Genomic DNA, 21,940 nt, shown 5'->3' with positions numbered 1-21,940 from the left:
ATGCAGGACGCACAGGGAGCCGGGCTCGACGCGGCGTGGGCGACGGCGTGGATCCGCCGCGCCGCCGAGTCGATCGCGGAGCACCGGGTCGAGCTGATCACGCTCGACCGGGCGATCGGCGACGGGGACCACGGCGAGAACATGGACCGCGGCTTCCAGGCCGTGGTCGCGAAGCTGGACGGGGCGCCGGAGCAGGGGCTCCCGGCGGACGTGCTCAAGCTGGTCGCGACGACGCTCATCTCCACCGTCGGCGGCGCCTCGGGCCCGCTGTTCGGCACGGCGTTCCTGAAGGCCTCCGCCGCGGTCGCGGGCGAGGACACGCTCGAGGGCGCAGACGTCGCAGCTCTCCTGGCCGCGGCGAGGGACGGCATCGTGCTCCGCGGCAAGGCCGAGGTGGGCGACAAGACGATGGTGGACGCGTGGACGCCGGCGGTCGACGCGGCCGCGGCCGCCGCCGAGGAGGGAGCGGCTCCGGCCGACGTCCTCGCCGCGGCGGCGGAGGCGGCGCAGAGGGGAGCGGAGTCGACGGACCCGCTGGTCGCCCGCAAGGGACGCGCCAGCTACCTCGGCGAGCGCGCCATCGGGCACCGTGATCCCGGCAGCGTGTCGACCGTTCTCCTGCTCCGCGCAGCAGCCGAGGCGGCGGCGTGAGCGTCGGGCTGGTCCTGGTCTCGCACAGCGCGCAGCTGGCGGAGGGGCTGGTCGAGCTCGCGGAGCAGATGGCGGCCTCGGTCGCGCTGGTCGCCGCGGGCGGGACGGACGACGGCGGCATCGGCACCAGCTTCGACCGCATCACGGCGGCCCTGGCGGAAGCGGACTCCGGCGAGGGGGTCGTCGTCCTCTGCGACCTCGGCTCGGCGATCATGACGGCGGAGACCGCGGTCGAGTTCCTCGACGACGACGCGCGCGCCCGGGTCCGGATCGCCGACGCCCCACTGGTGGAGGGGGCGGTCGCGGCCGCCGTCGCCGCGGGCACGGGGGCGTCGCTGGACGAGGTGCTCGCCGCCGCGGAGTCGGCCCGGGGCGAGGCGCTCGCTGCTCCCGCCGAGGAGGCTCCGCCCGGTGACGAGCGCGTGCAGCGCCGCGTCCGCCTCATCAACCCGAACGGCCTGCACGCCCGTCCCGCGGCCGATTTCGTGACGCTCGCCGCCACCTTCGACGCCCGGATCGACGCGAACGGCAAGGACGCCACCAGCCTGCTCGGCGTGATGTCGCTGGGGCTCGACCGCGGGGACGAGGTCGTCCTCTCGGCGTCGGGGCCGCAGGCCCAGGAGGCGGTCGGCCGGCTCGGCGATCTGGTCGAGTCGGGCTTCGGCGAGGTGTAGCGCGCCGTCGACCGGTCCAGGGACCGCGGAGGCGCCTCCTCCTACGCTGAGCGCATGGCCCTCCGCGGAACCCGACCCCCGTCCGTCCTGCTCCGCCGACTCGTCACTGTCCCGCGCGTCGTGCGCCGGGCGGACGCTCGTGCGGCCCGGCGGCTGAACGCCCGTCGCCCGTCGACCGTCGTCGACGGGGCGCTCGTGGGGCTCTCCCGGGCCGCGGACCACGGAGTCCTCTGGGCCGGCGTCGGCGTTCTGCTGCTCCTGGCGGGCCGTCCCCGCGAGGCTCTGCGGGGGACCGCCTCGCTCGCCGCGGCCAGCGCGCTCGCGAACCTGGTCGGCAAGCGCGTGTTCGGCGGCGACCGGCCGCTCCTCGTCGACGTCCCGGTCGGCCGGCGCCTGGCGACGGTGCCGACGTCGGCGTCCTTCCCCTCGGGGCACGCGGCGAGCGCCGCTGCCTTCGCCGCCGGGGTCGCGCTCGAGTCGCCCCGAGTGGGGGCGGCGGTCGCCCCGCTCGCCGCCGCCGTGGCCTTCTCCCGCCTGCACGTCGGCGTCCACTGGCTCTCGGACGTCCTCGGCGGCGCGGCGCTCGGCGCGGCGGTCGCGGTCTTCGGCCGAGCCGTCCTGCCGGCCGAGCCGCGCCACGTGCCCGTCTCGGAGCGCGCGACCCGGCCCCCCGTCGACCGCAGCCCGCTGGGGGACGGCGCCGCCCTCCTCGTGGTCCTCAACCCCGGCGCGGGCCGGGACTCGCACCGCCCCGATCCCGAGCCGCTGGTCCGAGCCCGGTTCCCGAAGGCGCGCGTGCACCGGCTGACCGAGGGGGAGGACCTCGCCGACGTGGTGCGCGAGGCGCGCTCGGGGGACTCTCCGCCCCGGGTGCTCGGGATCTACGGCGGGGACGGGACCATGTCGGTCGGTGCCGCTCTCGCCCGCGCCGAGGGGATGACGCTGCTCGTGCTGCCGGGCGGGACCATGAACCACTTCGCGAAGGCGCTGGGGCTGCTCACCGTCCATGACGCGCTCGACGCGGCGACGATCGGCGAGCGCCGCGATGTCGACGTGGCCGAGGTCGTCGCGGACGGGGGAGACCCGGTCACGGTGCTCAACACGGTCTCGATCGGCGTCTACCCGGAGTTCGTCGCGGCCCGCGAGAAGCGCGAGAAGCGGATCGGGAAGCCGCTCGCCGCCGTGATCGCGGCCCTCTCGGTCGTGCGGCGCACCGATCCGTTCGAGCTCCGGCGCGACGGGCGCACGCAGCTCGTCTGGTCGTACTTCGTCGGGGTGAACCAGGAGCACCCGCGCACGGCCGCCCCGCTCGCCCGGCGTCGGCTCGACGACGGCCACCTCGACGTGCGCATCCTGCACTCAGGACGGACTCCGCGCACCCGGGGAGCGTTCTCGCTCCTGCTCGGCCGTACGGCGACCCCGGTGGTCGGCCGTGTGCCCGGCTGGCGGGCACCGGTGGTGGAGTCGTTCTCGACGCCGGAGATCACCGTCGGCGCGCGCCGGCCCGCGGGGGACGACCCCGAGTGGGCGCACGACGGCGAGACCGAGCGCTTCGACGGCTCCCGCGACGGATTCGACGAGGCCGTGGTGCGGATCGTGCCGCTGGGCCTGCGGGTCTACGCGACCGCCGACTAGGGGGCGGTGCCGGCCCGGTCCCCGCCGTCCGGATCCGCCAGCAGCTCGGCCAGCGCGTCGAGGGCGGCGACCTGCCCGGCCACCACCAGCGAGCGGGCCTCGTCGAGCGGGTGCCACCGGGCGTCCTCCAGCTCGGGGAAGCTGCGCAGCACGCCGGAGCCCCGCGGCCACTCCAGCTCGAAGGTGTTGCTCGCGACGAAGGCGGTGTCCGCGAGTCCGCGCCCGGCGAAGACGGTGACGGTCTTGGCCGCGCTCTGCCGGAACGCGCCGAGGAGGGTCAGTTCCCCGTCGGGCGGAGGAGCGCCGGTCTCCTCCTCGAATTCTCGGCGCGCGGCGTCCAGCGGCGTCTCGTCGCCCGTGTGCACGCCCTTCGGGATCGTCCACGCGCGGGGGCGCCGGGTCCAGAAGGGGCCGCCCATCCGCCCGAGGAACACCTCGGTGCCGGAGGGGCCCTCGCGGTGCAGCAGGATCCCCGCGCTCGTCACCGCGGCCATCGCGTCTCTCCGGTCATCCCGCCATCCTGCCCCGCGCCCGTGGAAGGATCGGCAGGACCCGCCCGCGACCGCACGGAGTGAACCATGCACGACGACGAGATCCTCCGACAGCTGCGCGATGCGCTCGGCGACGCGGTCCTGACCGAGGGCCCCGGGTTCGAGGCCGTGCACACCGACAAGTCGGGCTTCTCCGCACCGGGTCGCGCGCTCGCGCTCGTCGCTGCCCGCTCGGTCGAGGACGTGCAGGCGGCGCTGCGCATAGCGACGGAGCACCGGCTCCCGGTCGTGCCGCGCGGAGCGGGAACGGGCCTCGCTGCCGGGGGAGTGGCGAGCGAGGGAGCGCTCGTCCTCTCGACCGCCGCCATGGACCGCATCCTCGAGGTGTCGCTCGAGGACGAGCTGGCGGTGGTCGAGCCCGGGGTCATCAATCAGGCGCTGTCGGACGCCGTCGCTCCGCACGGCCTCGTCTTCTCGCCCGACCCCGCGAGCCGCGCGATCTCGAGCATCGGCGGCAACATCGCGACGAACGCCGGGGGGCTGCTGTGCGCCAAGTACGGCGTGACCCGCGAGGCGGTGCTCGGGTTGACGGTCGTCCTCCCCGACGGACGCCTGCTCCGCACCGGCCGCCGCAGCGTGAAGGGAGTCACCGGGTACGACCTCACCGCGCTCCTGACCGGCTCCGAGGGGACGCTGGGCGTCATCGTGGAGGCCACCGTGAAGCTCCGCCCGATCCCGACCGGGCGCGTGGTCACGGTCGGCGCGTACTTCCCGAGCGTCGTCGCCGCGGCCGCCGCCTCCGCTGCGATCACCGCCGCGCGGCTCCGTCCCGCGGTGATGGAGCTGATGGACGAGGCGGCGCTCGCCGCGATCTCGCGCTACACCGGAGCGGCCCTGGACCGCGGTGCCGCCTACCTCCTCGTCCAGACGGACGGCGGAGGAGCGGCGGAGGAGTCGCAGCGCGTCCTCGAGATCGTGACCGCCTCCGGGGGCGCCGCCGAGGCGACCGAGGACCCGGCCGAGGGCGAGGCTCTGCTGGCCGTCCGCCGGGCCTTCCACCCGGCGCTCGAGGCGGAGGGCCGGGTGCTGATCGAGGACGTCTGCGTGCCCCGCTCCGCGCTGCCGGCGATGTTCGCGGCGATCCGCGGCATCGAGGAGCGGACGGGGCTCAGCATCCCCACCGTCGCCCACGCGGGGGACGGGAACCTCCATCCGAACTTCGTGCTGCCCGCGGGGGACGGACCCGTGGGGGAGGACGTCTGGGGCGCCGCCGCGGAGCTCTTCCGCACGGCCCTGGCCCTCGGCGGCACGCTCACGGGCGAGCACGGCGTGGGACTGCTCAAGCGGCGCTGGCTGGCGGAGGAGCTGGGCGAGGACTCGCTGGCGCTCCAGCGCGGGATCAAGGCCGTGTTCGACCCGCTGGGGATCATGAACCCGGGGAAGGTCTTCTGAGGAGGGCGCCCCGGGCTACAGCAGCTCGGCCGTGATCATCGAGGCGGTGAGCACGATCGTCGCCGCGGACATCAGCCAGTAGAGGACCGTCTCGCGCCAGGACCCGGCGGAGCCCAGCACGGGCAGCGCGGCGTAGCCGCCGGTGGTCCAGACGTGGCGCAGCGGTGTCCGGCGCAGGCGCCGCGGCAGGCGCACGCGCAGCGGCCACAGCCAGTTGATCCCGCCGGTCGTGAGGGCGTCGCCGGCCACGTGCACGAGGTAGCCCAGCGTCGCGGCGACCCGGAGCCACGCCCAGGTGCCGTCGGCGAGCGCGACGAGCAGGACCGTGACGACCGTCGCCCCGGCCCAGGCGATGCGCCAGGAGGGGGCGGCCCGGACGGCCTTCGCGGCGAACGCGAGGGCGGGCAGCGTGAGCACGGCGGCCACGGCGACGGGGCCGACGACCGGCACCGGGAAGCGCAGCGCCGTGAGCACCGGCACCAGGTACCAGACGACGGCGACCGCGAGCAGCGAGTGCATCCCGTGCCGGTGCCCTCCGCTGATCCGGCCCGCGGTCGCCGTGAGCAGGGAGGCGCCCGGCGCCGAGCGGGAGACGGTCGCGCTCGCGTGGTCCGCGTCGGGCACCAGGGCCCAGCCGGCGGCGACTCCGAGGCCGACCAGTCGGAGGTCGAGCGGGAGACCCGCGAGGCCGAGGGGCCCGGCGACGGCGGGCACGGAGGCGGCGACGGCCCAGGCGAGCGCACCGGAGACGGCGTGCGAGCGGCCCATCATCGCGGGTCGGCTCCTTCGACTGGGCGCTGCGAGGCCGGAGGACGACCGCGGCGGCACGAGAGAACCCCCGGCCGAGTGCGTGAGCACGGACCGGGGGTGAGGGTGGGCGATACCGGACTCGAACCGATGACCTCTTCCGTGTGAAGGAAGCGCGCTACCAACTGCGCCAATCGCCCAGGGGGACGTGCTGGACGACCCGAGAGACGATCGTAGCGGATCCGCGGGGCCCGGATGCACCGCCGACGCCCGCCACGCCCGGGTGAACGGACGGCGACGAGCCGGTTTCGCGCGGAAAGACGCGGATCGGACTCCGAGCGGCGGGATCGGCGTCCGCTCGATTTGGATTCCGGCGCCGCTGTCGTATACATTCTTCTAGGTCGAGCCGGGCAGCGAAAGCGCCGGACAGGCAGCACGACAGCACGACACGCAAGACGGCAACACCAGTACGACCTACATGCGGATGTGGCGCAGCGGTAGCGCATCACCTTGCCAAGGTGAGGGTCGCGAGTTCGAATCTCGTCATCCGCTCGAACACCGGTCTTCGGACCGGCGTCATCGGGACGGCACTCTCGGGTGCCTCCCACCTGGTCGGCCCTCGGGCCGCCGACACCGAATCCCGTACACGGTGGATTGGCCGAGAGGCGAGGCAGCGGCCTGCAAAGCCGTATACACGGGTTCGAATCCCGTATCCACCTCGATCGTTCACCGAACGAGGTGCTCCGCACGGAGCAACGGGCGATTGGCGCAGCGGTAGCGCGCTTCCCTGACACGGAAGAGGTCACTGGTTCGATCCCAGTATCGCCCACCACGAGAACCCCCGGCCCCTGGCCGGGGGTTCTGTCGTTCCCGGCTCCGGCGCTACCCTCGCAGGATGCCCGCCCCGATCCCCGTCGACGACCAGGGCACCCTCCTGCGGCTCGTCTCGCGGGACGACGGACCTGCCCTCGCCGCCGCGTACCGGCGCAACCGCCGGCACCTCGCGCCCTGGGAGCCGACGCGCTCGACCCGCTTCTTCGAGGCGGGGGGCCAGACCGACGCCGTCGCTGACGCACTCGCCGCGCACCGGGCCGGCAGCGTCCTCCCGCTCGTCCTCGACGCGGGCGGCGTGATCGTCGGTCGGCTGACCCTCGCGAACATCGTCCGCGGCGCCTTCGACAGCGGCGATCTCGGCTACTGGCTCGACAGCGGTCTGCAGGGCCGCGGCGTGATGACCCGCGCGGTCGGAGCCGTCCTGCGCACCGCGCGTGAGGATCTGGGGCTGCACCGCGTGCAGGCCGGGACGCTCCTCCACAACGTCGGATCGCAGACCGTGCTGCAGCGCAACGGCTTCGAGCGGATCGGCGTCGCGCGGCGCTATCTGCGGATCGCCGGGGAGTGGCAGGACCACGTCCTCTTCCAGGCGCTGCTCGAGGGCGGCCCGCTCCAGCCTCCGCCGACTCCGCTCGTCTAGGGTGAGCGGCGCCGGCCTTCTCCCGGCACTCCGAGCGGGAGGGACGCGCCCATGACCACGCGGCACATCGGCGGACGAGAGTTCGACTTCGAGCGGCAGGTGGCCGTGATGGCGGTCGTGAACCGCACGCCCGACTCCTTCTACGACAAGGGCTCCACCTTCGCCCTGGACAGTGCCATCGCGGCCGCCGTGCGCGCCGCGGAGCTCGGCGCCGACTGGGTCGACATCGGCGGAGTGCCGTTCGGCCGCGGCCCCGCTGTCACGCTCCAGGAGGAGCTCGACCGGGTCGTCCCCGTCGTGGCGGGCATCGCGGAGCGGAGCGACGTGGTCGTCTCGGTGGACACGACGAGCGCCGAGGTCGCGCGCGCGAGCATCGCCGCGGGCGCCTCCGTCATCAACGACACGAGCGGGCTGCACGACCCCCGGATGCTCGAGGTCGTCGCCTCCTCCTCCGCTCAGCTCGTCATCACCCACAGCGTGGGCGCTCCCCGCAGCGAGCCGGAGAGACCCGAGTACGACGACGTCGTGGCGACGGTGGTCGACCACCTGCGGAGCCGCGTCGATCGCGCGCTCTCGGGTGGAGTGCCTGCCGGGAGGATCATCGTCGATCCGGGTCACGACCTGAACAAGAACACCCTGCACACGCTCGAGCTCACCCGCCGGCTGGGCGAGGTGGCCGCGCTCGGCTTCCCGGTGCTCGCCGCGGTCTCCAACAAGGACTTCATCGGCGAGGCGCTGGACCGGCCGCAGGGGGAGCGCCTCGAGGGCTCCCTCGCCGCCGCGGTGATCTGCATCCTGAACGGTGCGCGGATCGTGCGCATGCACGACGTGCGCCAGGCGGTGGACGCCGTGCGGATGACGGAGGCGGTGCTGGGCTGGCGAGCGCCCGTCTTCCTCCGCCACAACGTGGAGCCGGCGGCGTGAGCGCCCGCATCGACGGCCTGTCCCCGGCCGGGCAGGACCTGTCCGACGAGGCTCTGCTGGCCCTCTACGCGGACGGGGCCGGCGAGCAGTGGCTCCGGGTCAACTTCGTCGCGAGCGTCGACGGCGCGATCACCCGTGACGGCGTCTCGGGCGATCTCGGGGGCGCGGCGGACCTGCGCGTGTTCGACCTGCTCCGCCGGCTCGCCGACGTCGTGCTCGTCGCGGCCGGCACGGTGCGGACCGAGGGCTACGGCCCGATGGTGCTGAGCGACGAGTCCGTGCGGTCCCGGCTCGGCACCGGGCTCGCCCCGCAGCCCGTCTTCGCGATCGTCTCGGGGTCGCTCGACCTCGATTCCGCCTCGCGGATCTTCACCGAGGCGCCGGTGCGCCCGACCGTCGTGACCACCGGCTCCTCGCCGGCCCGCCGCCGCGCGGAGCTCGCCGAGGTCGCCGACGTGCTCGTCTGCGGCGACGCAGAGCTCGACGCGACGCGGATGCGGGTGCAGCTCGCGGAGCGGGGGCTCGGCAGGATCCACTGCGAGGGCGGTCCGTCGCTGCTCGGGACCCTCCTCGCCGCGGACGCCGTCGACGAGCTCTGCCTGACCGTCGCTCCAACGCTCGAGGCGGGGGACTCCGGGAGGCTCGCCCGCGGCGACGTCCCCGGACCGCGCCCGCAGCACCTGGCGCACGTGCTCAGCGCCGGCGACACGCTGCTCCTGCGCTACCTCCGCCGGCGCTGACCCGCCCTACTCGCGGCGCCGCTCGTTCCCGTCGCGCTTGGCCTCGGAGGCCGGACGGGCGGCGATCACGGGGTGGGCGCCGGTGAAGCCGTCCCGGGCGGACGCGATCGCCAGGATGCGCGGCTTCGCGACGTGCCAGCCCACGATCAGGGCGGGCACGCCGACCACCGCGACGATGCCCACGGTCCAGGTGCCGGTCGGGAAGTCGACGGCGATGAGGACCACCACGATCACCAGGAACGCCAGGGTGAGCCACGAGGTCACCGGGGCGCCGGGCATCCGGAAGGACGGGCGCTCCAGGCGCCCCTGGGCCGCCCAGCGCTGCAGCTGCATCTGGCAGAGGACGATCATGCCCCAGCCCGTGACGATGCCCAGCGCCGAGACGTTGAGGACGATCTCGAAGGCCTCGGACGGCACGAAGAGGTTCAGCACGATCCCGATCAGGGTGATGCTCGCCGTGAGCAGGATGCCGCCGTAGGGGACGCCCTGCTTGTTCATCCGGCCGGTGAAGGCGGGGGCGGAGCCGTTGAGCGCCATGGAGCGGAGGATGCGGCCGGTCGAGTAGAGCCCGGCGTTGATGCTGGAGAGCGCGGCCGTCAGCACGACGAAGTTCATGATCGATCCGGCGATCTCGCCCGAGGAGCCGTCGCCCAGCGAGCTGAAGAACGTGACGAACGGGCTCTCGCCCTTCGAGTAGGCCGTGTAGGGCAGCAGCAGCGTCAGCAGCAGCACCGAGCCGACGTAGAAGACGGCGATGCGCAGGATGACCGAGTTGATGGCGCGCGGGATGACCTTCGCCGGCTCCGCGGTCTCGCCCGCCGCCGTGCCGACAAGCTCGACTCCGGAGTAGGCGAACACCACGCCCTGGACGACCAGGACGCTGGCGATCAGGCCGCCGGGCAGGATGCCGCCGTTGTCGTTCCAGAGGCTGATCCCGGGGTCCACGGCGACGCCGCCGGACTGCAGCGGCCAGCCCGCGGCGAGCACGACGACGCCGATCACCAGGAAGACCACCAGCGCAGTGACCTTGATCAGCGCGAACCAGAACTCCAGCTCCCCGAAGACCTTGACCGAGACGAGGTTCAGCGAGAGCACGACGACCAGGGCGATGAGTGCGAGGAGCCACTGGGGCACGGAGGAGAAGAGCGACCAGTACTTCACGTAGAGGGCCACCGCGGTGACGTCGGCGATCGCGGTCATCGCCCAGTTCAGGAAGTACATCCAGCCGGCGACGAAGGCGGCCTTCTCGCCCAGGAACTCGCGGGCGTAGGAGATGAAGGAGCCCGAGCTCGGCCGGTGCAGGACCAGCTCGCCGAGCGCGCGGAGGATCAGGTAGGCGAAGACGCCGCAGACCGCGTACACGACGACGAGCGAGGGACCGGCGGTGGCGAGTCGGCCGCCGGCGCCGAGGAAGAGGCCGGTGCCGATCGCGCCGCCGATGGCGATCATCTGCAGCTGCCGGGGCTTGAGGCCGGGACGGTAGCCCTCCTGCTCCTTCGAGAAGTCGGGCTGCACGGGCCCGCGGTCGTCGTCGCTCTGCGTCACGGGGGCTCCCTCGTCACCGGATCGCGCCGCGCGGCTGCTCCGGCACGCCCGTCAGGGTAAGGGCGCGCTGCTCGGAGGAGGCGGGTGGCGCGGTCCGCGGCATGCGGATCCTCTCAGGATCGGGGCGCCTACCCTGGGGGCATGAGCGGTCCGGACCTCGCACGGCAGTTCTCGCTCGACGGCGTCCGGATCCCGTCGCCGGCGAGGCGCCTGAACGGCGGCACCGATCCGGCGCTCGTCTGGCGCAACGAGCTCGACGGGCTGACCTTCCGCGTGGACGCCGGGTACCTGAAGTGGAATCCCCGGTCCACGGGCGTCGACCTCCGTCGCGAGATCGCGCGTCTGCGCTGGCTGGAGGGGCGGATCGTCGCGCCCCGGATCCTGGAGGCGGGCGAGGACGACGAGGGGCAGTGGCTCCTCACCGCACCGCTGGCCGGGCGGAGCGCCGTCGACCCGGAGTGGACAGCCCGGCCGGAGGAGGCCGTCCGCGCGATCGCGGCCGGCCTGCGGGCGGTCCACGCGCTCCCCGTCGACGCGGTGCCCGAGGAGCTGCGCGACGACTCCTGGTTCGCGCGCCGGCCGTCGGCGCTCGGCGCGGCTCCGGAGCTCGTGGACCCCGTCGTGGTGCACGGCGACGCGTGCGCTCCGAACACGCTGGTCGACGACGACGGACGCTGGAGCGGCACTGTCGACGTCGGCGACCTGGGCGTGGGCGACCGCTGGGCGGATCTGGCGGTCGCCGCCGTCAGCCTCGGCTGGAACTACGGCCCCGGCCACACCCCGCTGCTCCTCGCGGAGTACGGAGCGGATCCGGACGACGAGCGCGCGGCCTACTACCGCGCGCTCTGGTCGTCCGAGTCCTGAGTCATTTCTTCTTCGCGGCCTCGTCGTCCTGGGCCGCGCCCTCGTCGCTGCGGTTCTCGCTCGCCAGGCGCAGCCAGCGTCCGTCGCGGACGTCCTTCTCGTGCACGGCCGCCTTCTTGTCGCTCGCGGCGGTGTCGCGCGGGGGGAGCTGGATGGTCTCCTCCGCCTCGATGCCCGCCTGCAGCTCGCGTCCGCGCTCGAGCTCGGCGTCGAACTCCGCGCCGAAGAGCAGGGCGATGTTGGTGATCCAGATCCAGAGGAGGAAGACGATCACCGCGCCGAGCGAGCCGTAGGTCTTGTTGTAGTTGGAGAAGTTGGCCACGTAGAACGCGAAGCCGGTCGAGGCGATCAGCCAGATCGCCAGGGCGACGATCGATCCGATGCTGATCCAGCGGAACTTCGGCTGGCGGATGTTGGGCGCCCAGTAGTAGAGGATCGCGACGATCACGATCGCGATGACCACGAGCACCGGCCATTTCGCGATGTTCCACACGGTGAGGGCGGCGGGGCCGAGGCCCACGACGTCGCCGACGGCGGTCGCGACCGGTCCGCTGAGGACGAGGATGAGCGCCGCGATCACGATCAGGACGACCGTCACCACGGTCACGCCGAGCATCGTCGGGCGGAGCTTCCAGAAGGGGCGCCCCTCGTCGATCTGGTAGACGCGGTTCATCGCGCGGCCGAAGGCGCCGACGTAGCCGGAGGCGGACCAGATCGCTCCGACGACACCGGTCACGAAGGCGAGACCCGCGGCGGAGGAGCTGGTCAGCGCCTGGATCGGGTCGCGCAGCAGGTCGACGACCTCGCTCGACGCGAGGTTCCCGATCAGGTCGAGGACCAGATCGGTGGTGGCCTGCGCCTGGCCGAAGAGCCCCAGCACCGACACGATCGCGAGCAGGGCGGGGAAGAGCGCGAGCACGGCGTAGTAGGTGAGCGCGGCGGCGAGGTCGGTGCACTGGTCCGCGCCGAACTCGCGGGCCGTCTTCTTGAGGACGTAGAACCAGGAGCGCTTGGTGATGTCGGTGACGTCGTCGGGCTTCCGGGAATCGTCGGGATCGGGCGCTGTCTTCTCGCGGGTCGTGCTCTGCTCGGCCATGCGGACACGCTACGGGGCCGACAGTCGTCGGACGGCCCCCTTGACGGCGCGGCCGGTCGTGTCGCGGGTCAGGCCCGGCGCTGGCGCGCGGCGGCGAGGGTGCCGAAGAGGAGGAAGGAGCAGGTCGCGGCGAGGACGGTCAGCAGGGGAGCCTCCCAGCCGCCGCTCGCGTCGTGCGCGAAGCCGATGGCGGTCGGGGCGGTGGCGGCCACGGCGTAGCCGATCCCCTGCACCGTGGCCGAGAGCCGCGACGCATGGGCGTCGGAGCGGGAGAGCCGCACGACGAGCACGAAGACCACCGTGAATCCTCCGCCCTGGGCCGCGCCGCCCAGCACGCACCAGAGCGCCCAGAGCTGCGGGGCGAGCAGCAGCCCCGCCGGCACCGTGCACCAGAGGAGGCCGACGAGCACGATGCTCCCCAGCGGTCCGAGCCTGCGGACCAGGAGCGGGACGCCGAGGGCGCCGGCGACCGCGGCGAGCTGGAACACGGAGGCGCTCGCGCCCGCGGTCGCGATCGAGAAGCCGTTGCGGTCGACGAGCAGCGAGGGGAGCCACGCCGTCACTCCGTAGTACGAGAACGCCTGGCTCGAGAAGCAGAGCGCGAGCGCCAGCACGGTCGCGCTCCGGAAGATCCGCGGAGCCGGTGCGGCCGGTGCGCGGTCGGCGCGGGCCTGGCGGGGAGTCGGACGCAGGGCCGCCCGAGGCCCCACGGCCACGAGCCAGCCGCCCAGAGCGAGGGCGTTGAGGGCGAGCCAGACGAGCAGGGCGCCGCGCCAGCCGAGCGCCAGAGCGAGCGGAGCGGTGCCGAGCGAGGTGATCGTCGAGCCGATGTTGAGGGCTGCGGTGTAGACGCCCGTCGTGAGGTCGACGCGCTCGGGAGCGACGTCCCGCCGGATCACGACGGGGAGGACGACGTTGCCGATCGTGATGGAGACGCCGATCAGGATGGTGCCCGCCACGGCCGGTCCCACGTCGCCGATCGATCGGACGATCGTGCCGAGCGCGACGCCGATCACCGTGACGGTCACGGCGGCGTCGGGTCCCGCGCGGCGGATCACCAGGAGGGCGAGCGGAGTCGCCAGGGCGAAGCAGAGCACGGGGATGCTGGTGAGGATCCCCGCCTGGCCCGCGGACAGCGCGAGGTCCTCGCGCACCGCGTCGATGATGGGCGCGACGGCGACGATCGGACCGCGCAGGACCAGCGCGACCAGGGCGACCGCCACGACGAGGAGCCAGGGAGCGCTCCGGCGCGCGGTCATCGGGGCGTCGAGGGCCGCGGCACCCCGGTCAGCCGGCCAGGCCGGGGACCCCGGCCGAGAGGTTGCCGACGATGGTGAAGACGCCCGACACCAGACCGAGGATCCCGGTGACGAGTCCTGCCGTCGCGAGCCCGCGACCGCCTCCGACGACCGGTGCGGCCGCCCGGCCCTTCGCCGAGAAGACGATGGCGAGGATCGAGGGGATCAGCAGCGGATTGATCAGCAGGCTCAGGACGCCGAGCACGAGGCTCGCGATCGCCATCGGGTTGCGGCCCGCCGCGGAGGACGGGGCGGACGGATAGGCGTACAGCTCCTGCTCCGGAGCGCCCGGGGGCGTGCCGTAGGCGGGAGCGGGCGCCGAGGAGGACGGGCGGGACCGGTCCGTCCACGCCGCGCCGTCCCAGTAGAGCTCCGAGCCGAGGTCGGCCGGGTGCGGGTACCACCCGGGCGCGGGCAGCGGAGCGGAGTCGTCGGGCATGGGGCGAGTCTAGAGCGGCACCGATCAGCTCTTGGGCTGCTCGATGCCGAGCGCGTTCCCGTCGGGATCGAGGATCCAGGCCGCCCAGACGCTGCCGCGGTCGGCCACGCCGTTCTCGGTGCGCAGCTCGTCGCTGTCGTAGTCCTCCGGAGCCACGCCCCGAGCCGCCAGCGCGTCCAGCTCGGCGCGCAGGTCGGCCACCCGCCAGGCGGCCTTGGTCTGCTCGTCCTTCGAGCCCGTGGTGCTGGCGGTGACGGTGAGCCGCGTGCCGCCGCAGGAGTAGGCGATCGCCGACTCGCTCTCCTCGAGGACCTCCAGTCCCAGGGAGCCGGCGTAGAAGGCGCGGGAGGCGGCGAGGTCGCGGGAGAGCAGAACGGGGCCGATGGGGGAGTCGGAGAGCACGGTGCGTCCTTTCGTCGGTGGGCCTCCAGTCGACGCCCGCTGCGGCCCGGCGCGGAAGGGGTTGCCACCGGGCCGGCCGGAGGGGGCGGGCGCGGCAGAATGGCCTCGGCCGTGCCCGCCGCGCGGCCGGGAGGAGCCCTCATGAGCTGGACCATCGACGAGGTGGCGTGGACCCACCCGGACGCCGAGCGTCTGCGCGACGCGCAGCGGCGCGAGCTCGACGAGCGCTACGGCAACGACGACCACGAGCCCGGCACGCCGCCCTCGGCCGACGACGTGCCCGTCTTCCTCGTCGCCCGCGACGCGAGCGGCACGGCGGTGGCCTGCGGCGGACTGCGGCCTCTCGACGACGACGTCCTCGGACCGGGGGCGATCGAGGTGAAGCGGATGTTCGCAGACCGCGCCGCCCGCGGCACCGGAGCGGCCACGGCCGTCCTGCGCGCGCTGGAGGCGCGGGCGGCCGCTCTGGGCACGACGCGCCTGGTGCTGGAGACCGGGACGCTCCAGCCCGACGCGATGCGGTTCTACCTCCGGGAGGGCTACCACGCCATCCCGCCGTTCGGCGCCTACATCGGGTCCGAGCACTCGGTCTGCTACGCCCGCGATCTCGATCTCGGCGACTGAGCGTCAGCGGCGCAGGGTCTCCACCGGGTACTCGCCGAAGCGGCGGTGGTACGCCCCCGAGAAGCGGCCCTGGTTGAGGAAGCCCCAGCGCGCGGAGACGGCGCGCACGGTCTCCTCGCCAGGAGCGCCCTCGCGCAGCTCGACGCGCGCCCGGTCGAGACGCACGCCGCGCAGGTAGCCGAGCGGAGTGTCGCCGAAGTACCTCCGGAACGCGGCCTGCAGCGCCCGCGGAGTGAGCCCCGCCGCTGCCGCGATGTCGGACACGGTGACGGGCGACGCGGCGAACGCGTGCAGGAACTCGGCGGCACGCAGCAGGTGCTCGAGCCCCGGCCGCAGCACCTGCGCCGGAACGACGACCGGCCGGTGCGCGAAGGTCGCGAGCAGGTGCAGAGCGACGCCGCGCTCGGCCGCCACAAGCTGCAGCGCTGTCGCCTCGCGGCCTGACCGGAGGACGCCCGCGAAGTCGTCGACCGCCCGCCACCAGCCCGGGAGTGCCGACGCGGAGGCGATCGAGCGGTGGTCGAAGACGAGCGGCAGCGGCACGCCGTCGCCGGCCTCGGACGCGACCTGCTCGAGGAGGCCGGCGGCCACGTGCACGAGCCGCTGCTGGAAGTCGCGGCTGACGAACTCGAACGGACGCGCGCTGGGGAACACGACCGGCCGCCCCGGCAGGTGGACGATCCGATCGCCCTCCGGGTCCACCACGCTCGTGCCGGAGAGGAACCACGAGACGACGTACTCGCTCTCCGGACGCAGCCCCCCGGACACGGAGCCCCGGAACACCGACGTCCGCAGGCTCACGCCCTCGCTCCCGGAGACGTCGTAGCGGAAGGAGAAGGGCCGCTCGACCGGTTCCGTCCGGAATCCCGACCCGCCGTAGCCGTCCGAGTAGAAGCGCCGCGCCTCCTCCAGGTCGGCCCCGGAGCGCGTGAAGCGCTGCAGCGCAGGACCGGCACCCATCGGACCAGGATGCCACCTGGACGGATTGCGCACCGGTCGCCCCCGCGCCCCTCTCCGGGGCACGTCCTGTCGGCAGGGTGACGGGGTCGGACGACACGGACGGAGACGCATGGAGATCAGCGCACGCAGACTCGCGGCACGCGACGCGGTGGCCGTCGTCGCCGTGCTCGCCGCACTCGAGGGGGCGCTCGCCGTGGACTCCCTGCCGCCCGGCCTGGAGGAGGTCCTCCTGCACCAGCTCGAGCGCAGCTCGCTCGTGCTCCCCGGCGCCGACCGGGACGAGCTCGCCTCCGCTCTGCGCGCGCTCGGCGTCCGCGTGCTCGACGCGCTCGGGTAGAGGCCGCCGCCGACTACAGTCGAGGGGTCAACCGAGCCCGAGGAGTGCCCGCACGTGTCGAACGAACCGTCGAATCCCGCAGAGAACGAGTCCCACTCGGTCGTCACCGAGGCGGGCACGGGATTCACGCACTTCACCGACCGGGCCGTGGTCGCGATCCGCGTCAACGGGGAGCTCAAGGACCTCGCCGCCGACGTCGTGCCGGGCGACCGCATCGAGCCGGTGCTCATCTCCTCGCCGGACGGGCTGAACATCCTCCGCCACTCCGCGGCCCACGTGCTCGCGCAGGCGGTGCAGCAGATCAACCCGGAGGCGAAGCTGGGCATCGGCCCGCCCGTCACCGACGGCTTCTACTACGACTTCGACGTCGAGGAGCCCTTCACGCCCGAGGCGATGAAGGCGCTCGAGAAGGCGATGGACCGCATCGTCCGCCAGGGCCAGCGGTTCGTGCGCCGCGTCGTCTCCGAGGAGGAGGCGCGCGCCGAGCTCGCCGGCGAGCCCTACAAGCTCGAGCTGATCGCGATCAAGGGCGGGGGAGCCGAGGACGAGAGCGTCGAGGTCGGCGGCGCCGAGCTCACCATCTACGACAACGTCGACCCGCGTTCCGGCGAGACGGTCTGGAAGGACCTCTGCCGCGGCCCGCATCTGCCCAACACCCGCATGATCGGCAACGGCTACGCCCTGACCCGCAACGCTGCCGCCTACTGGCGCGGCTCGGAGAAGAACCCGCAGCTGCAGCGCGTCTACGGCACCGCGTGGCCCACGAAGGACGAGCTGCGCGAGCACCAGGCCCGCCTCGAGGAGGCGGCGCGCCGCGACCACCGCAAGCTCGGCCACGAGCTCGACCTGTTCTCCTTCCCGGACGAGATCGGCTCCGGCCTCGCGGTCTTCCACCCCAAGGGCGGGATCATCCGCTACGAGATCGAGCAGTACATGCGCGAGCAGCTGCTCGCCCACGACTACGAGCTCGTCTACACGCCGCACATCACCAAGGGCGACCTGTTCCTCACGAGCGGGCACCTGCAGTGGTACTCCGAGGGGATGTTCCCCCCGATGCACCTCGACGAGCTGCAGGACGAGGACGGCAACGTCACCCGCCAGGGCCAGGACTACTACCTCAAGCCCATGAACTGCCCGTTCCACAACCTGATCTTCCGCTCGCGCGGCCGCAGCTACCGCGAGCTCCCGCTGCGCCTGGCCGAGTTCGGCACCGTGTACCGCTACGAGAAGAGCGGCACCCTGCAGGGCCTCACCCGCGTGCGCGGCCTGACCCAGGACGACGCCCACATCTACGTCGCGCAGGAGGACGTGTCGGCCGAGCTGACCCGCAACCTCGAGTTCGTGCTGCAGGTGCTGCGCGACTACGGCCTCGACGACTTCTACCTCGAGCTGTCCACGAACGAGGAGGGCAACCCGAAGTTCGTCGGTGCGCCCGAGCAGTGGGAGGAGGCGATCGAGTCGCTGCGCGCGGTCGCCGTCGCCTCCGGTCTCGAGCTGGTGCCGGATCCGGGAGGAGCGGCGTTCTACGGTCCGAAGATCTCGGTGCAGGCGCGCGACGCCATCGGCCGCACCTGGCAGATGTCGACCATCCAGCTCGACTTCAACCAGCCCGAGCGCTTCGAGCTCGAGTACACGGCCTCGGACGGCTCGAAGAAGCGGCCCGTGATGATCCACCGCGCGCTCTTCGGCTCCATCGAGCGCTTCTTCGCGATCCTCACCGAGCACTACGCCGGGGCGTTCCCGGTCTGGCTGTCGCCGGTCCAGGTCGTGGGCATCCCGATCGCCGACGAGTACCTGCCCTACCTCGAGGAGGTCGTCGGCGAGCTCAAGAGGTCGGGCATCCGCGCCGAGATCGACTACTCCAGCGACCGGATGCAGAAGAAGATCCGCAACGCCACGCTGCAGAAGGTGCCCTTCCAGATGATCGTGGGGGAGAAGGACCGCGACGCCGGAGCCGTCAGCTTCCGCTTCCGCGACGGCACGCAGGAGAACGGGATCCCGGTCGCCGACGCCGTCGCGCGCATCCGCGAGGCCGTCGCCTCGAAGGCGCAGGTCTGAGCGTGAGCGACGGCTACGTGCCCGAGGGAGCGGAGGGCTCGGCGCACCTCGCCGGGGTTCCCGACGAGTTCCAGCGCCTGTGGACGCCGCACCGGATGGTCTACATCCAGAAGGGGCAGCCCGGAGCCGACGACTGCCCCTTCTGCGTGGCGCCGACGCTGAGCGACGAGGAGGCCCTCATCGTCGCCCGCGGGGAGCACGCCTACGTCCTGCTGAACCTGTTCCCGTACAACTCCGGCCACCTCCTGGTCTGCCCGTACCGGCACATCCCGCTCTACGACGAGGCCACTCCCGAGGAAGTGGCCGAGATCGGAGCGCTCACGCAGACGGCCATGCGCGTCGTCCGCTCGGTCTCGAACAACGACGGCTTCAACCTCGGGATGAATCAGGGCGCGGTCGCGGGAGCGGGGATCGCCGCGCACCTGCACCAGCACGTGGTTCCGCGCTGGGCGACCGACGCGAACTTCTTCCCGATCATCGCCCGCACGAAGGCGCTCCCGCAGCTGCTCGGCGACGTGCGGGCGAGCCTCGCGGCGGCCTGGCCGAGCCTCTAGACCGCCGCCCGGCCCCCTGTCCAGCGCCGCGGACGGCCGGCGCCGTCTCGTAGACTCGGAGCTGCCGTCGGCGGAAGTCGCCGCACAGAACAGGACTCGCGAACATGACCGACACCACCACTCCGTCCTCGTCCGCTCCCGAGCAGTTCGGCTCGAGCCGCGTCAAGCGCGGTCTCGCCGAGATGCTCAAGGGCGGCGTCATCATGGACGTCGTCGACGCCGATCAGGCCCGCATCGCGGAGGACGCCGGCGCGGTCGCCGTCATGGCGCTCGAGCGCGTCCCCGCCGACATCCGCTCGCAGGGCGGCGTCGCACGCATGAGCGACCCCGACCTGATCGACGGCATCGTCTCCGCCGTGTCGATCCCCGTCATGGCGAAGGCGCGCATCGGCCACTTCGTCGAGGCGCAGATCCTGCAGGAGCTCGGCGTCGACTACATCGACGAGTCCGAGGTCCTCTCGCCCGCCGACTACGTGAACCACATCGACAAGTGGAACTTCACCGTCCCCTTCGTCTGCGGAGCGACCAACCTGGGCGAGGCGCTGCGCCGCATCACCGAGGGCGCAGCGATGATCCGCTCGAAGGGCGAGGCCGGCACCGGCGACGTCTCCGAGGCGACCAAGCACATCCGCACGATCTCCGGCGAGGTCAACCGCCTGAAGGCGATGACCAAGGACGAGCTCTACGTCGCCGCGAAGGAGCTGCAGGCCCCCTACGACCTGGTCGTCGAGATCGCCCGGACCGGCAAGCTCCCCGTCGTCCTCTTCACCGCCGGCGGGGTCGCGACCCCGGCCGACGCGGCGCTGATGATGCAGCTGGGCGCCGACGGCGTGTTCGTCGGCTCCGGCGTCTTCAAGTCGGGCGAGCCCGCCAAGCGCGCGGCCGCGATCGTGAAGGCGACCACCTTCTTCGACGACGCGAAGGTCGTCGCGGAGGCCTCGCGCGGTCTGGGCGAGGCGATGGTCGGCATCAACGTGGCCGACGTGCCCGCGCCGCACCGCCTCGCCGAGCGTGGCTGGTAGCGCCGACGCGCCGCTCGCCGGCGCAGGACCGACGCGGGAGTCCCTCGAGGGGCTCCGCGTCGGCGTCCTCGCGCTGCAGGGCGACTTCCGCGAGCACGCGCACGTCCTGCGCGAGCTGGGCGCCGAGGTGGTGCTGGTGCGCCGCCCGGAGGAGCTCGCCACCGTCGCGGGGCTGGTCATCCCGGGCGGCGAGTCCACGGTGATGGACAAGCTGTCGCGCCTCTTCGGCCTCGCGGAGCCGGTCGTCGAGGCGATCGGGGCGGGGATGCCCGTCTACGGGACGTGCGCCGGGCTGATCATGCTCGCCGACCGGGTCCTCGACCGCATCGACGGCCAGAGCAGCTTCGGCGGCCTGGACGTGTCGGTCCGGAGGAACGCGTTCGGCAACCAGCTCGACTCCTTCGAGACCGATCTCGACGTGCCGGCCATCGGCGATCCGCCGGTGCACGCGGTCTTCATCCGCGCACCGGTCGTGGAGGAGCTGGGGGAGCGGGCGACCGCGCTCGCCAGCGTCGCCGACGGGCGGGTGGTCGCGGTCGAGCAGGGCAACCTCCTCGGGACGGCGTTCCATCCCGAGATCACCGGCGACTACCGGTTCCACGAGCTGTTCCTGCGGAAGGTCGCGGCGACGCGCTTCGGCGACTGACCCGCTGCCGTCCCCTCCGCCAGGGGTGGACGGTGCGGGACCCGCGGGCCAGGGTGGTCGCATGCCCGAACTCCCCGAGGTCCAGGCCCTCGCCCTCGATCTCGACGCGCGCCTGGGCGGACGCGTCCTCGAGCGGCTCGACGTGTTCGCGATCTCCGCCCTCAAGACCGTCGCCATCCCGCCGTCGGCTCTGTCCGGCGAGACCGTCCACGGAGTGTCGCGGCACGGCAAGTTCCTCGACCTCGCAGTCGGCGAGGCCCACGTCCTCCTGCACCTCGCCCGCGCCGGCTGGGTCCGCTGGCGGCCCGAGCGGCCGACGGCGCCGGCGAAGCCCGGCCGGGGACCGCTCGCCGCGCGGCTCGTCCTCGACGACGGGTCGGGGTTCGACGTGACGGAGGCCGGCACCAAGAAGAGCCTCGCGCTCTCGATCGTCGCCGATCCGCTCGACGTCCCGGGCGTCGCCCGGCTGGGTCCCGATCCGCTGGACCCGGAGTTCACCGAGGAGATCCTCGGCGCGATCCTCGCCACGGCGGGCCGGGCGCAGGTGAAGGGCGTCCTCCGCGACCAGTCCCGCATCGCGGGCATCGGCAACGCCTACTCCGACGAGATCCTCCACGTGGCGCGCATGTCGCCCTTCAAGCCTGCCGCGCTCACCGCCGACGAGCTGGACCGCCTCTACGCGGCCCTCCGCTACACCCTCGAGGAGGCGCTCGCCCGCGCCGAGGGCCTGCACGCGGCCGACCTCAAGCGCGAGAAGAAGCTCGGCATGCGCGTCCACGGCCGCACAGGAGAGGCGTGCCCCGTCTGCGGCGACACGATCCGCCAGGTGGTCTTCCACGACTCCACGCTCCAGTACTGCCCCACCTGCCAGACCGACGGGAGGATCCTCGCCGACCGGCTGCTGTCGCGGCTGATCAAGTAGCGAGCCGGTCCTCGCCCGGCTCGCCGCGGTCGGCTTCCGGAGATGGCGGGGCGGGTGGAGCGGGTCGCGTCCGCCTACAGCGATCCGCTGGCACGCGGATCACTGGTTCGGCTGTGCTTATGGGGAGCCGGTCCCTGCCCGGCTCGCCGCGGTCGGCTTTCGGAGATGGCGGGGCGGGTGGAGCGGGTCGCGTCCGCCTACAGCGATCCGCTGGCACGCGGATCGCTCGTTCGGCTGTGCTTGTGGCGAGCCGGTCCGCGCCCGGCTCGCCGCGGTCGGCTTCCGGGGGTGGCGGGGCGGGTGGAGCGGGTCGCGTCCGCCTAGCGGGATCCGCTGGGACGCGGATCGTGCGTTCGGCGGTGCCTGTGGGAGCCGGTCCCTGCCC

The 21,940-nt window shown here is 73.2% G+C and carries 23 protein-coding genes and 4 tRNA genes; 18 read left to right on the top strand and 9 right to left on the bottom strand.

What is annotated here, in order from left to right:
• Genes dhaL through C5B92_RS14405 form a run of 3 tightly spaced genes read left to right on the top strand, consistent with a single transcriptional unit; the run spans nucleotide 1 to nucleotide 2,960 of the window.
• Nucleotides 1–651 carry a dihydroxyacetone kinase subunit DhaL gene (gene dhaL / locus C5B92_RS14415; RefSeq protein ID WP_104274265.1) on the top strand — a complete coding sequence of 217 codons (651 nt, stop codon included), beginning with the start codon at nucleotides 1–3 and terminating at the stop codon, nucleotides 649–651.
• Complete coding sequence (gene dhaM / locus C5B92_RS14410) at nucleotides 648–1,325, top strand: dihydroxyacetone kinase phosphoryl donor subunit DhaM (RefSeq protein WP_104256172.1); 678 nt, start codon at nucleotides 648–650, stop codon at nucleotides 1,323–1,325. Before dhaL ends, dhaM begins: the two co-directional genes overlap by 4 nt.
• A 54-nt stretch (nucleotides 1,326–1,379) precedes the next feature.
• Nucleotides 1,380–2,960, top strand: coding sequence for a bifunctional phosphatase PAP2/diacylglycerol kinase family protein (locus tag C5B92_RS14405; protein ID WP_104274264.1), 1,581 nt, complete (start codon nucleotides 1,380–1,382; stop codon nucleotides 2,958–2,960).
• Here C5B92_RS14405 and C5B92_RS14400 read toward each other — a convergent pair.
• On the bottom strand, nucleotides 2,957–3,454 hold the full coding sequence (locus C5B92_RS14400; RefSeq protein ID WP_104225352.1) for an NUDIX domain-containing protein: 498 nt from the start codon (nucleotides 3,452–3,454) through the stop codon (nucleotides 2,957–2,959). The genes C5B92_RS14405 and C5B92_RS14400 overlap by 4 nt on opposite strands.
• A gap of 84 nt (nucleotides 3,455–3,538) precedes the next feature.
• Between C5B92_RS14400 and C5B92_RS14395 the strand changes: the two genes are divergently transcribed.
• Nucleotides 3,539–4,903, top strand: a complete 1,365-nt coding sequence (locus C5B92_RS14395) for an FAD-binding oxidoreductase (protein WP_104274263.1) — start codon at nucleotides 3,539–3,541, stop codon at nucleotides 4,901–4,903.
• Nucleotides 4,904–4,918: 15 nt separating this feature from the next.
• Here the strand turns inward: C5B92_RS14395 and C5B92_RS14390 are convergent, their stop codons facing one another.
• Together C5B92_RS14390 and C5B92_RS14385 are read right to left on the bottom strand one after the other, a co-directional pair.
• Nucleotides 4,919–5,674 carry a metal-dependent hydrolase gene (locus C5B92_RS14390; protein WP_104269509.1) on the bottom strand — a complete coding sequence of 252 codons (756 nt, stop codon included), beginning with the start codon at nucleotides 5,672–5,674 and terminating at the stop codon, nucleotides 4,919–4,921.
• Between the two features lie 103 nt (nucleotides 5,675–5,777).
• Nucleotides 5,778–5,850 (bottom strand) — tRNA-Val (locus tag C5B92_RS14385).
• Between the two features lie 280 nt (nucleotides 5,851–6,130).
• Between C5B92_RS14385 and C5B92_RS14380 the strand changes: the two genes are divergently transcribed.
• The 6 genes from C5B92_RS14380 to C5B92_RS14355 all read left to right on the top strand — a co-directional run bounded on the left by C5B92_RS14380 (nucleotide 6,131) and on the right by C5B92_RS14355 (nucleotide 8,788).
• Nucleotides 6,131–6,202, top strand: a tRNA-Gly gene (locus tag C5B92_RS14380).
• Nucleotides 6,203–6,298: 96 nt separating this feature from the next.
• Nucleotides 6,299–6,369 (top strand) — tRNA-Cys (locus C5B92_RS14375).
• Between the two features lie 38 nt (nucleotides 6,370–6,407).
• Nucleotides 6,408–6,482 (top strand) — tRNA-Val (locus C5B92_RS14370).
• Nucleotides 6,483–6,545: 63 nt separating this feature from the next.
• The gene (locus C5B92_RS14365) at nucleotides 6,546–7,124 is read left to right on the top strand and encodes a GNAT family N-acetyltransferase (RefSeq protein ID WP_104225349.1); all 579 of its coding nucleotides are present in this window, start codon (nucleotides 6,546–6,548) and stop codon (nucleotides 7,122–7,124) included.
• A 51-nt stretch (nucleotides 7,125–7,175) separates the two neighbouring features.
• Entirely contained in the window at nucleotides 7,176–8,048 is an 873-nt protein-coding gene (folP, locus tag C5B92_RS14360; protein ID WP_104246762.1) for a dihydropteroate synthase, read from the top strand.
• Nucleotides 8,045–8,788 (top strand): pyrimidine reductase family protein, encoded by a 744-nt coding sequence (locus C5B92_RS14355; protein ID WP_104274262.1) that lies wholly within the window; start codon nucleotides 8,045–8,047, stop codon nucleotides 8,786–8,788. The genes folP and C5B92_RS14355 overlap by 4 nt, the downstream gene beginning before the upstream one ends.
• A 6-nt stretch (nucleotides 8,789–8,794) precedes the next feature.
• On the opposite strand, the gene C5B92_RS14350 is transcribed toward C5B92_RS14355, so the two are convergent.
• Entirely contained in the window at nucleotides 8,795–10,333 is a 1,539-nt protein-coding gene (locus C5B92_RS14350; protein ID WP_244229624.1) for an amino acid permease, read from the bottom strand.
• 141 nt (nucleotides 10,334–10,474) lie between these two features.
• Here C5B92_RS14350 and C5B92_RS14345 point away from each other — a divergent pair, with 141 nt between their 5' ends.
• Nucleotides 10,475–11,197 (top strand): aminoglycoside 3'-phosphotransferase, encoded by a 723-nt coding sequence (locus C5B92_RS14345; protein ID WP_104274261.1) that lies wholly within the window; start codon nucleotides 10,475–10,477, stop codon nucleotides 11,195–11,197.
• Nucleotide 11,198: 1 nt separating this feature from the next.
• Here C5B92_RS14345 and C5B92_RS14340 read toward each other — a convergent pair whose 3' ends face one another.
• The 4 genes from C5B92_RS14340 to C5B92_RS17415 all read right to left on the bottom strand — a co-directional run bounded on the left by C5B92_RS14340 (nucleotide 11,199) and on the right by C5B92_RS17415 (nucleotide 14,432).
• Nucleotides 11,199–12,293 (bottom strand): YihY/virulence factor BrkB family protein, encoded by a 1,095-nt coding sequence (locus tag C5B92_RS14340; protein ID WP_104239455.1) that lies wholly within the window; start codon nucleotides 12,291–12,293, stop codon nucleotides 11,199–11,201.
• A 68-nt stretch (nucleotides 12,294–12,361) separates the two neighbouring features.
• Complete coding sequence (locus C5B92_RS14335; protein WP_104274260.1) at nucleotides 12,362–13,552, bottom strand: CynX/NimT family MFS transporter; 1,191 nt, start codon at nucleotides 13,550–13,552, stop codon at nucleotides 12,362–12,364.
• A 28-nt stretch (nucleotides 13,553–13,580) separates the two neighbouring features.
• Nucleotides 13,581–14,030, bottom strand: coding sequence for a DUF2510 domain-containing protein (locus tag C5B92_RS14330; RefSeq protein WP_104274259.1), 450 nt, complete (start codon nucleotides 14,028–14,030; stop codon nucleotides 13,581–13,583).
• 24 nt (nucleotides 14,031–14,054) lie between these two features.
• Complete coding sequence (locus tag C5B92_RS17415; protein ID WP_104256165.1) at nucleotides 14,055–14,432, bottom strand: VOC family protein; 378 nt, start codon at nucleotides 14,430–14,432, stop codon at nucleotides 14,055–14,057.
• Nucleotides 14,433–14,573: 141 nt separating this feature from the next.
• On the opposite strand from C5B92_RS17415, the gene C5B92_RS14320 reads away from it, so the two are divergent.
• A complete protein-coding gene (locus C5B92_RS14320; RefSeq protein WP_104274269.1) occupies nucleotides 14,574–15,056 on the top strand; it encodes a GNAT family N-acetyltransferase in 483 nt (160 codons plus the stop codon).
• Between the two features lie 3 nt (nucleotides 15,057–15,059).
• On the opposite strand, the gene C5B92_RS14315 is transcribed toward C5B92_RS14320, so the two are convergent.
• Entirely contained in the window at nucleotides 15,060–16,016 is a 957-nt protein-coding gene (locus C5B92_RS14315) for an AraC family transcriptional regulator (RefSeq protein WP_104274258.1), read from the bottom strand.
• 109 nt (nucleotides 16,017–16,125) lie between these two features.
• Here C5B92_RS14315 and C5B92_RS14310 point away from each other — a divergent pair, with 109 nt between their 5' ends.
• The 6 genes from C5B92_RS14310 (at nucleotide 16,126) to C5B92_RS14285 (ending at nucleotide 21,555) form a co-directional block, all read left to right on the top strand.
• Nucleotides 16,126–16,353 carry a hypothetical protein gene (locus C5B92_RS14310; RefSeq protein ID WP_104224631.1) on the top strand — a complete coding sequence of 76 codons (228 nt, stop codon included), beginning with the start codon at nucleotides 16,126–16,128 and terminating at the stop codon, nucleotides 16,351–16,353.
• 147 nt (nucleotides 16,354–16,500) lie between these two features.
• Nucleotides 16,501–18,411, top strand: coding sequence for a threonine--tRNA ligase (gene thrS / locus C5B92_RS14305; RefSeq protein ID WP_258061510.1), 1,911 nt, complete (start codon nucleotides 16,501–16,503; stop codon nucleotides 18,409–18,411).
• A gap of 2 nt (nucleotides 18,412–18,413) precedes the next feature.
• Entirely contained in the window at nucleotides 18,414–18,965 is a 552-nt protein-coding gene (locus C5B92_RS14300; protein WP_258061501.1) for an HIT domain-containing protein, read from the top strand.
• Nucleotides 18,966–19,069: 104 nt separating this feature from the next.
• Nucleotides 19,070–19,987 (top strand): pyridoxal 5'-phosphate synthase lyase subunit PdxS, encoded by a 918-nt coding sequence (gene pdxS, locus C5B92_RS14295; RefSeq protein WP_104224629.1) that lies wholly within the window; start codon nucleotides 19,070–19,072, stop codon nucleotides 19,985–19,987.
• A gap of 73 nt (nucleotides 19,988–20,060) precedes the next feature.
• Nucleotides 20,061–20,633 (top strand): pyridoxal 5'-phosphate synthase glutaminase subunit PdxT, encoded by a 573-nt coding sequence (pdxT, locus tag C5B92_RS14290; protein WP_258065190.1) that lies wholly within the window; start codon nucleotides 20,061–20,063, stop codon nucleotides 20,631–20,633.
• A gap of 61 nt (nucleotides 20,634–20,694) precedes the next feature.
• On the top strand, nucleotides 20,695–21,555 hold the full coding sequence (locus C5B92_RS14285; RefSeq protein WP_104225339.1) for an Fpg/Nei family DNA glycosylase: 861 nt from the start codon (nucleotides 20,695–20,697) through the stop codon (nucleotides 21,553–21,555).
• Nucleotides 21,556–21,940: the final 385 nt, after the last annotated feature.

The organism is Rathayibacter sp. AY1A4 (assembly GCF_002930955.1).
Classification (GTDB): Bacteria; Actinomycetota; Actinomycetes; order Actinomycetales; family Microbacteriaceae; genus Rathayibacter.
Note: the sequence above shows the minus strand (reverse complement) of the source record. Positions and strands in the feature narration are given on the sequence as shown.